We start from the raw sequence: 12,735 nt of genomic DNA, 5'->3' as shown, positions 1-12,735 counted from the left end.
GCTGCCGCAGCCGATACGACGTCAGGAAGTTCCCATCATGAGCCAGTCCGAAAAAGGCGTCGTCCAGCAGTCGGGCGCCGCTGGCGGCGCCGGATTCGACATCCATGGTGTGGTCGGAATCGAGGTTGCTGCGGGCACGCCCGGGGAGTCGCAGCTGCGGGACATGCTTGCCCCCTTTCTCGGAAAATCCGCCGCTGCCCGGTGGCTTTCCATCAGCGGAACGATATCTCCCGTTACCGGTCAGTCCTACGCGGAGGACGCCTACCGCTTCACCGAGAACTCGCTCTATCTCCCCGCGGACCGCGTCCAGATCATTGAAACGGCCGAGGGTTACCGGATCCAGGGCAGTGGCGAGCTGCTGACCGCGGTTATTCCCCTGCTGGACAGGCTCTGCGTCCTTGAAGAGACCGCGATGGTCCATGCCGCCGTCGTCGATTTCCGCGGCTCCGGAGTCCTGCTTCCGGCCTGGGGGGGCGTGGGCAAGACCAGCACGGTGGCCAAACTCGTTGCCACGCCCGGTGTCGGTTTCATGGCAGATGACTGGGCCTTCCTGGGCGCAAACGGCATGCTCAAGGGCTACGCGAAGCCGATGTTCATCAAACCCCACCACCGGGTTATCTACCCGCAGTTGTTCCAGGGAGCCCGCAAACCCCTGGCTCCGGGCTGGCTCACGACTCCGGTGGCCCACCTCGCCACAGCTGTCCACCCGGTGATTGTGCGTTATCCGAAGACGGCCGCCTTCACCAGGCGCTGGTCCCCGGAGCACCGGATGGTGCACCCTGAACAGGTCTTCGGGCCCGAGCGGATCTCATCAGCGGCACCGGCCCGGCTTGCCGTCTTCTTGGAGCGCTACGACGGGGCAAAGGCACGCCTCGAACCCCGCAGCGCCGACTGGATGACGTCCCGGATTGTGGGCAACTTCCATTCCGAACTGCCTATGGTTTCCCGTCGCCTCGTCGAAGCCTTGGGTGCGTCCGGCCTGGTTCCGTTGGCGGAACACTTCGGGGAGAAAGCCGCCGTCGTACGCCGTGCCCTCGACGACGTGCCGTGCTCGCTGCTCCGTCTGCCCGCCTCCTGGTCCGCGGACCAGGCCTCAGACTTCGTCGCAAACATGGTGCGCTCAAAGCTTGACGGGTGAGGTGAGCGCACGTGGTCCAACTCGACGTCTCGGTTATTGTTCCGGCCCGAAACGCTGCTGCCTGGCTGCGCGAATGCCTGGAGTCCATTACCGGGCAGGGGCCCCGTGAGGTGATCGTGGTTGACGGTTGTTCGACCGATGACACGGTGGCCATCGCCCGTTCCTTGGGGGCCCGGGTCCTCTCCGACGAGGGCCGGGGGCTGCCCACGGCGCGGATGCTGGGCGTCCGGAGCGCTCAGTGCGACCTGGTCGCGCTGATAGACGCTGACGTCGTCCTGCCGCCCGGCAGCCTGGAGCGGCTCATTCGCGAATTTGAGGCCGGCGGTTTTGACGGCCTCCAGTTCGGGCTTGCCAGCGAGGCCGACGGGCCCGGCTACTGGGGGTCGGCCCTGGCCTGGCACCACAACCACAGCCGGGTACGCTCCTGGTTCGGAGTCTGCGCCACGCTCATCCGCCGTGACTTGCTGCTGTCAATGGGATTCGATGACTCCTTCATCTCCGGGGAAGACGTTGAGCTGCGGATTCGTCTCGAGAAGGACAGCTACCGGATCGGCGTGTCGTCGTCGACCGTAGTGCGGCACCGGTTTGCCGACACCTTCGCCGGGGCACGCGACCAGTGGGAACAGGACGGTTCGGGAATCGCCCGAACCATCCGCAAACATCCCGCACGCGCTGGCTGGATGGTGGTACTCCCCCTGCTCGCTACCGTCCGCGGCGTAGGAATGTCGCTGGTAAGGGCACCCCGCTTCCTGCCGTACTGGCCGGGCTTCTTCCTCTTCAACTACCGCTCCATGGCCAGCGAAATCCTGCGCCCTGCCGGACAGCCGCTATCTGTGGGCGGGAACGCGGCGTGGCTGGCCGCGGCGAGGGTGGCCCCGATGGTGGCCGGCTTCCTGTTCTGGGCCCTGGTGGCCCTCGTGCTGCCTCCCGCGCAGACCGGCCTGGGGTCCGTGGTGATCTCGGCGGCCCTCCTCACCGTGCAGCTGGGCATGTTCGGAGTGGGTCCGGCCACGTTGACGCTGTTGCCTGGCGAAACCGACGGCGGCCGTCGCCTCATCGCCACGAGTCTGCTCACCGTGGCGACCTTTTCCCTCGCTGCGGCTCTCGGGCTCGCGGCCGGCACAAATGCATTCGGTTCGGGCGTCGGGGAGGCGTGGGAGGACCCCGCGGTGACGGTGTTGTTTCTCGCCACAGCAGTCCTTGCCGCCGTCGCCTACCAGCTGGACCACGTCGGCCTTGCCCAGGAACGCGCTGACCGGGCGCTCATCCGCAGCGTGGTTCAAAGCGTGGTCCAGCTCGCCGTGGTGGCGGCTGCTTTTATCCTTGGAATCCATCAACTGTCGGTCGTGATCGCCGCGGTCTCTGCCGGCGCGCTGGCCAGCGTGGTCGTCGGGCTGCGCCAGCTCCGCCGGGCCCACGTCTCCCCCGACTGGCGGCATGGGCTACGGTCACGGCACGCCCTCAAAATCCTGAAGCCCGGGCTGCCCAACCATGCCCTGATGCTTGCTGACCGTGCGCCCGGATACCTTCTTCCCCTGATCGTCGCAGCCACCCTGGGACCCGCAGCGACAGCAGCTTGGTACATCGTGTGGATGATGGCCTCGGCTGTGTTCTTCGTGCCGCAGTCGGCCGGGTTTTCGCTCCAGACCGCGCTGGCGGGTACGCGTTCCCGGCCCGGGCTTGTCACCTCGGCCATCCGAGCCAGTCTTCTGCTCACGCTGGTGGCCGGTGGGATGCTGGTGTTTGTCGGCCCCTTCCTGCTCCGTTTCCTCGGCCGGGATTACGCCTCAGCATGGGTGCTGATTCCCATCCTCGTTCCCGCGCTCCTCCTGAGCTGCATCACGCAGGTCTACTACGGGCTGTGCCGGGCACAGGGCCGACTCTTTGAATCCACAGCTCTCGCCGTGTGCGCCGCGGCCCTAGTTCTGGCACCCGCTCCGCCAGTGGCACATACATTTGGCCTCGCGGGTGTCTCCACGCTGTGGTCCCTGGCGCAATCCGCGGTTGCCTTGATCGCCAGCTGGCGCCTGTTCGTACTGACCCGCACCAAGGCGTCCCCTCGGGCCGCCCAAGTTCCTTCGTCCGCAGGCCAAGAGCCGACCCAGATGGAGACACCATGACACACGATCCGACCAGTACAGTAGCCGTCATGACGGGGCGCAGCCCGAAGGACACTCTCCGATCCGGTACGGAACCCCCGGCAGGCCACAAACCCCGCGTGGCGCCAGGGTGGCAGGCAGTATTACTCGCCGCCCTGGCCGCCGTAGCCCTCACCCTCGGAACCTGGGGCCTGCTTAGCGTGGATCCCCGGCGCATCGGAGGGGCCGGGCTGATCGGGGTGCTGCCGCCCATCTATTTCTTTGCGCTCGCCCTGAGTCTGGGCGGATTCCTCGCCTCACTAAGCCTGCCCCGGATCTATCCAGCCCTACAGACGTGGCAGATTTTGGTGACGGTATTTATCCTGCATGGCGCCGACCCCCTCATTCACGGACTCCCGCGGCTCGAGGCGAGCTACCGGCATCTCGGGATCGCGGACACCATATCCCAGTCGGGCCAGCTGAACCCCGCCTTGGACGCGTACTTTAACTGGCCAGGGTTTTTCGACCTGCTGGGCATGCTTTCCGGTTCGACCGGCGCCAAGGATCTGGCTGGTCTGGCGACGTGGGCTCCCGTCGGAATCAACGTCCTCCTTCTGGCCCCGCTCCTGGCACTGGCAGCCCGGCTGACCGCCCACCGGCGCCACGCCTGGACCGCCGTCTGGCTTTTCTACCTGACGAGCTGGGTCGGCCAGGACTACCTCGCCCCCCAGGCCTACGCCTTCATCCTGCTGGTCACCCTCCTCGCGTGCATCCTGAGTAGCTTTACCGGGTGGGCCTGGCGGACCGACCAGAACCGGTTAACCACCGCATTGGCGCGGATCGTGCGGAAACTTGACCCCAGCATGCCTCCCCACGGCCTGCCCGGACCGCCCAGGGCAGAAAGCGCCGTCCTGGTGGTGGTGTGCGCGGTCCTTCTTCTGGCCATGACCGCTTCCCACCAGCTCACACCGTTTGCGGCAATCCCGATCCTGGCCGCCTTCCTGCTGACAGGCCGGCTGCGACTGCGCTTTCTGCCCGTGCTGGCGGTGATGCTGCCGGTGGGGTGGCTGGTATTTGCTGCCTCGACCTACCTGCAGGGCCACTACGAACAGCTGTTCGGATCCTTCGGCAACATCGGAGCCAACGCCTTCGGCAGCCTGGGTTCCAGAGTGTCCGGGAGCGACTCCCACCAGTTTGTCGTCTACACCCGCTTGGCCGAAGTAGGGGTGTTGTGGCTGCTCGCTGCCGCCGGGGCTGTTCTGGGCCGCCGGCGCGGGGCACCATGGCTCACGGCGGCCGCGGGCGCAGTGGCGGTGGTGGTCCTCATCCCGGTCCAGCCCTACGGAGGCGAGCTGCTGCTGCGCATCTACCTCTTCAGTCTGCCCTTCACTGTGTGCCTGGCCGTGCTGCCGCTGATGTCGGACAAACCAGGCAGCCTGGGTCTGCCGCGGACAGTCGCACTCTTCGTGCTCGGTGCCGTTCTCTCCACCACCACCATCGTGACCAGGTACGGCAACGACATCATGGAGAGTTTCACCACCGACGAAGTCGCACTGGTAAACCGTCTGTACGATCTGGCACCACCCGGTTCCAAACTGATCGAAGCGGTCCACAACACCCCCTGGAAGTTCGAGCATTACGCCGGCTACGACTACCGGGCGTTGGTCCCCGCTGAATTCCGGCCCGGCGCGAGCCCGCTGACCTGTGATGCTGCCAACCAGATCGCCGGCCGGACCGGCGCCTACCTGATCGTCACAGTCAGCCAGCTTCACGCCGCAGAACTCCGCGGGTCGACACCCGCCGGGGACCTTCGGAATTTTGTCTCTACTTGCAGCGCGAACCCGGGCTGGACGAGGATTGCCGAGAATGACGACGGCGTAGTTTTCCACATCCAAGGAGCAGGAAATGGCCATTGAACACCGCTACCTAAGCTACGCCACGGCCGCGATAGCGATAGCCGCAATACCGCTGTCATTCTTCGGTCCGGATGGCCTCCGGCTGGCCGTCATCGGGCTGTTAATGCTCGCCGGTCCGGGAACAGCCTTGGTTCTGCTGCTGAGGTTTGGCCCCCCGCCCACTGCGGAGAGCGGCGGAGCGGTGCCGCTTGCCATCGCCGTCGCCATCGCCTTCAGCCTTGCGATGTCAACGCTCGTCTCGACGGCGATGATCTACGCGCGCCTCTGGTCACCACCCGTGGGCGTGTGCATCCTGTCCCTCCTCACGCTCGGCCTGCTGGCGCTTGAGGCCAAGCGGGCCGGGGCCTCCCTGGCAGGTGCCAAATGATAGTTATCCTCACCGGCCTGGCCGCCATAACCTCGCTCGTTACCTGTGACGTGTTCCGGGTACTCCACCCGGAAAAGCCGCTCCCCCGGGCTGCGGCCTATGCGACCGCCGCCCTCCTTTCGGTAGTGGTCATCTCTGTTGTGGCGCAGCTGGTGCGCCTTCTCTAGCGGAACGCAGCTTGCGTGCCGCTGAACCCGTCCCCAGATATTCCGGGACTACTCAAAACAATCCCCAACAGATTCTGAGGTAGATCAAATGAGAACAATAAAGACCCTCGGCTCCGCAGGCTCCCTCGGGCTGCTCGTTGCCGGTTCACTCGTTTTCGGTTCCGCCCAGTCGGCCTCCGCCACCACTTGCGGTACCGTGGCCGCGAACTCCTTTCCGGGAACCGTTTCGACGGCCACGAGCTTTGAAACCAACGGCTTTTGCGACTTCAAGCCTTCGGTAGGAGGAGACGGCACCGCCACCATGTCAACCTCCCAGAGAAACTCCGGGACCCGCTCCGCCAAGCTGCATGTGACTGACACGTCCGGCTCCATCGCAAACCTCTCGACGCCCGCGTTCCCCTCGGGAACCAAGACCGTCTACGCCGACGGCTGGTTCAACATCACCACCGCGGGCGTCAGCGGCAACAACGTGCCGTACTTGCGCTTCTTCTCAGGCACCACCCGGATTGCCGACACTTACCGGTACAACAGCAACGGGCAGATGTGGCTGCGCGTAACGTCCCCCAGCGGCTTCGTGTACACGAAGCTGACAAGCGGAAGCGTCTCTATGGGGGCCTGGCACCGCGTGGCCATGCGAGTCACGACTAACGGCTCCAAGTCAACGGTTCAAGTGTGGCTGGACGGCGCCCTGAAGTACTCCAGCAGCGCCGTCAACATCAACGCCACCAGCCTGAGCAAAGTCCAACTCGGGGCCGAGCACAACCGGCAAAAGGGCGACGAGTTCATCGATGACGTCACCATCAAGCGTTAGAGGATGCTGGCCGGAGCCTAGACCGATTTCGCCGCGTTGACGAAGGCGCGGACCTTGTCCAGATCTTTGACGCCTCGGGCCGCTTCAACGCCGGAGGATACGTCCACACCCCACGCTCCCGCCTGCACCGCGGCGTCGGCAACGTTGGTGGGGGCAAGCCCACCGGCCAGAAGCCACTCGCGTCCAGCCAGACCCAGCGCCTGGACCGACGAATAATCCCACGCGGCCCCGGACCCCGGCACCGCAGCGTCGATCAAAAGCAGCTCCTCGCCCCAGCTGCTGAACGCCTCCGGGCCTGACTCCATGGTCACGGCCCGGATGACCTTCAGGCCGGCCTCATGCACGGCCCGAACATCGTCCGGAGTGCGTTTGCCGTGCAGCTGGACCCACGCCAGACCGGCAGAGCGGGCCAGTGCGACAGCATCCGAGGCCGGCTCGTGCCGAAAGACACCCACCGCGGCGACACCCGCGGGAACGTGTACCAGGAGTTCCCTGGCGCGGTCCGGGGTCACCTGACGCGGGCTGGGGGTGAGGACAAAACCGACGGCGTCCGCGCCGGCTCCGACAGCGGCCAGGACGGACTCGGGGGTGCTGAGGCCGCACACCTTGACGAACATTCGACTCCTTTTAAAGGGTTCCTCCCTCGACGTTAGCAAGTTGTAGCAGGGCCTGCCGACCATACCCCCGGCGATCGGGCCGTTCTCCGCGGTCCGGCTAGGCTGGAGCGATGGAAATCATCCGCTACGCCGGCCTGAAACCCCAACCGTGGCGCAACGGCGGCGGGGTGACCAGGGAAGTGGCCGCGTTCCGCTCCCCTGAAGCGGACACAGCGGCTCCGGCGGACATCGGCGCCGCGCCCGCCGTCCGGGGCCAGGACGCCGGCTGGCAGTGGCGGGTCAGTATCGCCGACGTTTCCAAGGCTGGCCCGTTCTCCCCCTTTCCCGGTATGGACCGCGTTCTGACCGTCATCGAGGGGGACCTGCTGCTCCTGAGCGTGGACGGCGTCGAGCATCCGCTCGAGAAGTACCGCCCGTTCCGGTTTTCCGGCGACGCCGCCTCCTCCGGTACCCTGCCCACCGGTGATGTCCGCAACCTCAACGTGATCACCCGCAGCGGCGCCTTCAAGGGATACACGTCAATCGTCGAGCTTTCCAAGAAAAGGGCCCATCCCGTGTTCGAAGGCCAGCTCGGCATCCTGCTCCAGGGCCAGGCCACAGTCAGCCCGGGCATTGCTGTCGCGGGGTCCGGGGCGGAACCCGACCCTGCATCGGCCAGCGGTACGGACCTGCCTGCCGGGCCGGAGACACTCGAGCGCTACGACGCCGTCGTCGGCTCAGACACGGCCACGCCGGAGATCCTGGGCCGGGGGTTCCTGGCCGTGGTGTCCATTGACCAGGTGGCGGGCGGGTTGTGACCCTTCTGGGTTAACATAGGACCAAGGCCTCCTCCCCCGGCCTCCGGACGACGGTTCAGTACCCGGCACGCGACAAGACTGGCCACAGGAGCCGTCATGTCATGGTTGATCCTCGTTCTTTCGGGGGCACTGGAAGCCGTCTGGGCCGCCGCCCTGCACCGCGCAGCACAGGCGAGGGGCTCGCGCCGGCTGGTCCCGGCCTTCGTCTTCCTGATCGCCGCCGCCGCCAGCACAGCCGGCCTGGCTGTCGCGATGCAGTCAATCCCGACCGGAACGGCATACGCCGTGTGGGTGGGGGTCGGCGTCGTGCTGACCTCCGGTTACGCAATCGCGGCCAAGGTGGAACGGCCGACGGCCGCCCGCATAGTCCTGCTGTGCGGGATCACTGCCTGCGTGGCCGGCCTGAAAGTGGTGGCCTGAGCATGTCCCGTCCGTCGGCGCTTTCCTGGACCATCCTGCTCTGCTCTGCCGTGCTGGAGGCAGTCTGGGCCACCGCGCTGGGGCTCTCCGACGGGTTCACCCGGCCGCTGCCCACCGTCGTCTTCGCCGCCACCGCCACCCTCAGCATGGTGGGTCTGGGGGTGGCCGTGAAACGCATCCCGCTCGGCACGGCGTATGCCGTGTGGGTGGGGATCGGCGCGGCACTGACGGTCTGCTGGGCCATGGCCACCGGTGCCGAACCCGCCAGTCCGCTGAAGCTGCTGTTCATCGCCGGAATCGTTGGCTGCGCGGCAGGCCTCAAGCTCCTGCCGGTGGCGGAGCAGACGGACCCGGTGGCGCAGAAGCCGCCCGCCTCCCCGGAACCTCCCCACCTTTAAGGCAGTACGACGGCGTGTGCCCGGGACACGCCGTCGTACCCGCAGCCCAACAAACCATAGGTGGGGAAACCGCTGCCAGCAGGGGCCACAACCGGAGCCGGAATAGCCTCGCGCGTCCCGGGGTTCTTGGCAGGGACGGAACTACCCGGAGTTGTTCAACGCGCGAATGGAGCCCCAGATGACGGCAGCAACAGTCCAGCTCGGCGACGGCCTTACGGTCAGTCCCCTGGGTTTCGGGGGCATGGCCCTGACGCCCGTGTACGGCGACGTGGATCCGGCCGAAGCCCTCCGGACACTGCACCACGCGGTGGATGCCGGCGTCAGCTTCATCGACACGGCGGACATCTATGGCAGCGGCAGCAACGAGGAGCTGATTGCCCGGCTGCTCAAGGAGCGCCGCGGCGAAGTGCAGCTGGCCACCAAGTTCGGCCTCGTAGGCTCACCGTCGGCCGGCTATACCGATATCCGGGGTGATGCCGCCTACGTGCGCCAGGCCGTGGACCGCAGCCTGCAACGGCTGGGCACCGACACCATCGACCTGTACTACATGCACCGCCGTGACCTCCGCGTTCCGATTGTGGAAACCGTGGAAGCCATGGCGGGGCTGGTGCAGGCCGGTAAGGTCCGGCATCTGGGCCTGTCCGAAGTGACCGCCGAGGAGCTGCGCGAGGCCAGCAGCATCCACCCGATCGCCGCCGTCCAGAGCGAATGGTCCATCTGGAGCCGCGACGTGGAACGCAACGTCGTTCCGGCTGCGGCCGAACTCGGCGTCGGCTTCGTACCCTACGCGCCGCTGGGGCGCGGATTCCTCACCGGCACCGTGGACACCTCGGCGCTGGGCAGCGGCGACTTCCGCCGCAAGATCCCGCGCTTTTCCGACGACGCCGCCAGCGCCAACCAGGGTGTGGTGGCAGCGGTGCAGGCCATCGCTGCCGAGCTGAGCGTGGACGGGCAGGCAGCAACCCCGGCCCAGGTGGCGCTGGCCTGGCTGCTCGCCCAGGGCCGGAAGCTGGGACTGCCCGTGGTTCCGATTCCCGGCACGCGCAGGACGGCCCGGATCGACGAGAACTGGGGAGCACTGGCCCTCACGCTCGACTTCACCGCAGCGCAACTTGAGCAGCTCGACGCCGCCGCGGACGCCGTCGTGGGGTCCCGCTCGGCGGATCCCAACTGGGTGTCTGAGGGCCGGGAATAGCGCCTCCGTAGACTGGAGCCCATGGACTCGCTCATTTACGACCTACGTGACATCACCATCCGCCGGATCTCGGTCAGCGAGATGGACAACAACGTTTATCTGCTCACGGGCAAGGCCTCCGGCGCCCAGCTGCTGATCGACGCGGCCGATGACCTGGCCGCCATCCAGCGGCTGCTTGGGGACGCCGCCGCCGATACATCCGGGACGTCGAAGCTGGAGCTGGTTGCCACCACCCACCAGCACTGGGACCACGTCCGCGCGCTGCCGGGCCTTGTGGAGGCCACCGGCGTGAAGACGGCGGCCGGGACGGACGATGCCCCGGAGCTACCGGTGCCGGCGGATGTGCTGGTCAACGACGGCGACGCCGTCCACTTCGACGGCTTCGACCTGACGGCCGTTCACCTGCGCGGCCACACGCCGGGTTCGATTGCCCTCGTGTACCGCGACCCGGACGGCCCGGCGCACATCTTCTCCGGCGACTCGCTGTTCCCCGGCGGCGTCGGCAACACCCAGAAGGATCCGGAACGGTTCGCCCAGCTGCTCGCCGATGTAAGCGAGCGGCTGTTCGAGATCTATCCGGACGACACGGTGGTGCACCCGGGCCACGGCAAGCCAACCACCCTCGGAGCCGAGCGCCCGCACCTGGAAGAGTGGCGCGCCCGCGGCTGGTAAAAACCCCATCGATTGCTCCCCACCGGCCCCCTCGCCTCGCAAGCTCGGCCAGGGAACCCTGCCGGCGTGGGCCCAAACCGCCGTTATGAACCTTCTAAACGGCGGTTACGGAGCAATCGATGCTGGTTAAGCTGGGGCCACGACGGCCGGGTTCCCTGACCGAGCTTGCGAGGTTAGGGAGCGGTTGGGGATTAGCGGCTGCGGCGTTCGTTCGACGCCGGAGCGGATGCGCGGCGGGGGCCGCTGCGTGCCGGACGGCCCTCGCCGGAGCGGCCGTTGCCGCCGCCGGAGTACGATCCGCCCGAGGTGCCGCCGGTGTTGGAGGACCAGACAGCCTTGTTGCCGCCGCTGGCCGCACCGGCGCCGGCGGAGCGCTGTCCGCCGCCTGAACGCGAGCCTGCACCCGCGCCCGCGGCGGCGCGCTGGCCGGTTGCCGGGCGTCCGCCGCGCTGTCCGCCGGAGGAAGCCGGGCGTCCGGTGCCTCCGCGGGGAGCGTCGCTGCGGGTAATGCGTGAGTCTGTGCGTCCATCCGAGCCGCGGCCGGCCGATGCGCGGCCGCCTGCGGCCGGAACATCGTTGTGGTGCGCGTAGGCCGTGGTCCGTCCGCGGGCGTTGCGGCGTGCAGCGCGCTCGGCGTCGGCACGGTCCTGGTTCTGCTCCGCGACGCGGTCTGCCGCGTTGCGGGCTGCGGCCTGGCCTTCGTAGGCCACGGCGCGGCGCTCGGAACGGGGCAGGTCCGTGCGGGGAGCCTCGGCTCCAACACGTCCGCGTCCGCCTCGGCCGCCACGGCCACCCGCGGTGGGAGAGGCCTGGCGACGGGCGCGCTTGCGCTCGGCGTTGGCTCCGGTGGAAGTGCCGCCGCCCTGGTTGGACTTGGCCGCCAGCAGCGCGGCGCGGGTGCGCGGATCGATCTTGTCGGCCATTTCACCGACCAGTTCGGCTACCAGCGGGGAGTTCGCGGTGACACGCTCGAAGTTGACCTCGACGCCGGCAGCCTTCATCAGCTTCTTGACGTCGGACTGCTGCTCCGGCAGGGTCAGCGTGACCACGGTGCCGTCGGAGCCGGCACGGGCGGTACGGCCCGAGCGGTGCAGGTATGCCTTGTGCTCCGTGGGCGGATCCACGTGGATGACCAGTTCGACGTCGTCGACGTGGACGCCGCGGGCCGCGACGTCGGTGGCCACCAGGACGCGGACGTCACCGGAGGAGAACTCGGCCAGGTTGCGGTCACGGGCGTTCTGCGAGAGGTTGCCGTGCAGGTCGACGGCGGGAATCCCCGCATCGGTGAGGGTCTTTGCCAGCTTGCGGGCGTGGTGCTTGGTGCGCATGAAGAGCACGCGGCGGCCGGCACCGGATGCAAGCTCGACGATCAGCTGCTTCTTGACGGTCTGGTCGTTGACCACGAGCACGTGGTGCTCCATGGTGGTCACCGCGGCCTGCGGATCATCAACGGAGTGCGTCAGCGGGTTGGACAGGTAGCGCTGGACGATCTTGTCCACGCCGTTGTCCAGGGTGGCGGAGAACAGCAGGCGCTGGCCCTGGCTGGGGGTCATGTCCATGAGCTTCTTGACCACAGGCAGGAAGCCGAGGTCGGCCATGTGGTCGGCCTCATCCAGGACGGTGATCTCGACGGCTTCGAGGGTCAGGATGCGCTGGCGGATCAGGTCCTCCAGGCGGCCCGGGCAGGCGATGACGATGTCGACGCCGGCGCGCAGGGCCTTTTCCTGGCGCGCCTGCGAGATGCCGCCGTAAATCACGGTGGTGTTCAGCCCCATGGCCTTGGCCATCGGCTCAATGGTGGCGTTGATCTGCGTGGCGAGTTCGCGGGTGGGGGCGAGGACCAGGCCCATGGGGCGGCCGGGCTTGCGGAAGTGCTTGGCTTCCCGCTCGGCGAGTCGTGCCACAAGCGGGATGGCGAAAGCGATCGTCTTGCCCGAGCCGGTGCGGCCACGGCCCAGGACGTCGCGTCCTGCCAGTGTGTCCGGAAGGGTCTTGACCTGGATGGGGAACGGGGTTTCGATCCCCTGGGCGGTGAGGGTGTCGGCGAGGGCCTTGGGCGTGCCGAGGGCAGCAAAAGTAGTCATATAGTCAAAGGTCTTTCAGGCGGTATCCGTGCGGATATCGGCCCCGATGCCGGTTGGCAAGGGGGTTCGCCGAAG

General features: G+C 67.3%; 13 protein-coding genes and 1 riboswitch. Of the genes, 11 read left to right on the top strand and 2 right to left on the bottom strand.

Features of this window, described 5'->3' with window-relative positions:
* Nucleotides 1–37: 37 nt before the first annotated feature.
* The 6 genes from QFZ65_RS03085 (at nucleotide 38) to QFZ65_RS03060 (ending at nucleotide 6,477) form a co-directional block, all read left to right on the top strand.
* Entirely contained in the window at nucleotides 38–1,138 is a 1,101-nt protein-coding gene (locus QFZ65_RS03085; RefSeq protein ID WP_306908107.1) for a hypothetical protein, read from the top strand.
* 11 nt (nucleotides 1,139–1,149) lie between these two features.
* Nucleotides 1,150–3,258 carry a glycosyltransferase gene (locus QFZ65_RS03080; protein WP_306908106.1) on the top strand — a complete coding sequence of 703 codons (2,109 nt, stop codon included), beginning with the start codon at nucleotides 1,150–1,152 and terminating at the stop codon, nucleotides 3,256–3,258.
* Nucleotides 3,255–5,132 carry a hypothetical protein gene (locus QFZ65_RS03075; RefSeq protein ID WP_306908105.1) on the top strand — a complete coding sequence of 626 codons (1,878 nt, stop codon included), beginning with the start codon at nucleotides 3,255–3,257 and terminating at the stop codon, nucleotides 5,130–5,132. The genes QFZ65_RS03080 and QFZ65_RS03075 overlap by 4 nt, the downstream gene beginning before the upstream one ends.
* Nucleotides 5,122–5,499: a hypothetical protein gene (locus QFZ65_RS03070; RefSeq protein ID WP_306908104.1), complete on the top strand. Its 378-nt coding sequence runs from the start codon at nucleotides 5,122–5,124 to the stop codon at nucleotides 5,497–5,499. The genes QFZ65_RS03075 and QFZ65_RS03070 overlap by 11 nt, the downstream gene beginning before the upstream one ends.
* Complete coding sequence (locus QFZ65_RS03065; RefSeq protein WP_306908103.1) at nucleotides 5,496–5,666, top strand: hypothetical protein; 171 nt, start codon at nucleotides 5,496–5,498, stop codon at nucleotides 5,664–5,666. Before QFZ65_RS03070 ends, QFZ65_RS03065 begins: the two co-directional genes overlap by 4 nt.
* An 88-nt stretch (nucleotides 5,667–5,754) precedes the next feature.
* Entirely contained in the window at nucleotides 5,755–6,477 is a 723-nt protein-coding gene (locus QFZ65_RS03060; protein ID WP_306908102.1) for a hypothetical protein, read from the top strand.
* 17 nt (nucleotides 6,478–6,494) lie between these two features.
* Here QFZ65_RS03060 and QFZ65_RS03055 read toward each other — a convergent pair whose 3' ends face one another.
* Complete coding sequence (locus QFZ65_RS03055) at nucleotides 6,495–7,094, bottom strand: phosphoribosylanthranilate isomerase (protein ID WP_306908101.1); 600 nt, start codon at nucleotides 7,092–7,094, stop codon at nucleotides 6,495–6,497.
* Nucleotides 7,095–7,204: 110 nt separating this feature from the next.
* Between QFZ65_RS03055 and QFZ65_RS03050 the strand changes: the two genes are divergently transcribed.
* The 5 genes from QFZ65_RS03050 (at nucleotide 7,205) to QFZ65_RS03030 (ending at nucleotide 10,576) form a co-directional block, all read left to right on the top strand.
* Complete coding sequence (locus tag QFZ65_RS03050; protein ID WP_306908100.1) at nucleotides 7,205–7,891, top strand: HutD family protein; 687 nt, start codon at nucleotides 7,205–7,207, stop codon at nucleotides 7,889–7,891.
* A gap of 21 nt (nucleotides 7,892–7,912) precedes the next feature.
* A riboswitch (guanidine-III (ykkC-III) riboswitch) is annotated at nucleotides 7,913–7,978 on the top strand.
* A gap of 9 nt (nucleotides 7,979–7,987) precedes the next feature.
* On the top strand, nucleotides 7,988–8,311 hold the full coding sequence (locus tag QFZ65_RS03045) for a multidrug efflux SMR transporter (protein ID WP_306908099.1): 324 nt from the start codon (nucleotides 7,988–7,990) through the stop codon (nucleotides 8,309–8,311).
* Nucleotides 8,312–8,313: 2 nt separating this feature from the next.
* A complete protein-coding gene (locus QFZ65_RS03040) occupies nucleotides 8,314–8,709 on the top strand; it encodes a multidrug efflux SMR transporter (protein WP_306908098.1) in 396 nt (131 codons plus the stop codon).
* 178 nt (nucleotides 8,710–8,887) lie between these two features.
* Nucleotides 8,888–9,904, top strand: a complete 1,017-nt coding sequence (locus QFZ65_RS03035) for an aldo/keto reductase (protein ID WP_306908097.1) — start codon at nucleotides 8,888–8,890, stop codon at nucleotides 9,902–9,904.
* A gap of 21 nt (nucleotides 9,905–9,925) precedes the next feature.
* Nucleotides 9,926–10,576, top strand: coding sequence for an MBL fold metallo-hydrolase (locus QFZ65_RS03030; protein WP_306908096.1), 651 nt, complete (start codon nucleotides 9,926–9,928; stop codon nucleotides 10,574–10,576).
* A gap of 191 nt (nucleotides 10,577–10,767) precedes the next feature.
* Here the strand turns inward: QFZ65_RS03030 and QFZ65_RS03025 are convergent, their stop codons facing one another.
* Nucleotides 10,768–12,660, bottom strand: a complete 1,893-nt coding sequence (locus QFZ65_RS03025; RefSeq protein ID WP_306908095.1) for a DEAD/DEAH box helicase — start codon at nucleotides 12,658–12,660, stop codon at nucleotides 10,768–10,770.
* Between the last annotated feature and the right edge of the window lie 75 nt (nucleotides 12,661–12,735).

It is taken from the genome of Arthrobacter sp. B3I9 (assembly GCF_030816935.1).
In the GTDB taxonomy this organism is placed as follows: Bacteria; Actinomycetota; Actinomycetes; order Actinomycetales; family Micrococcaceae; genus Arthrobacter.
This window is presented reverse-complemented; position numbering and strand designations above follow the sequence as displayed.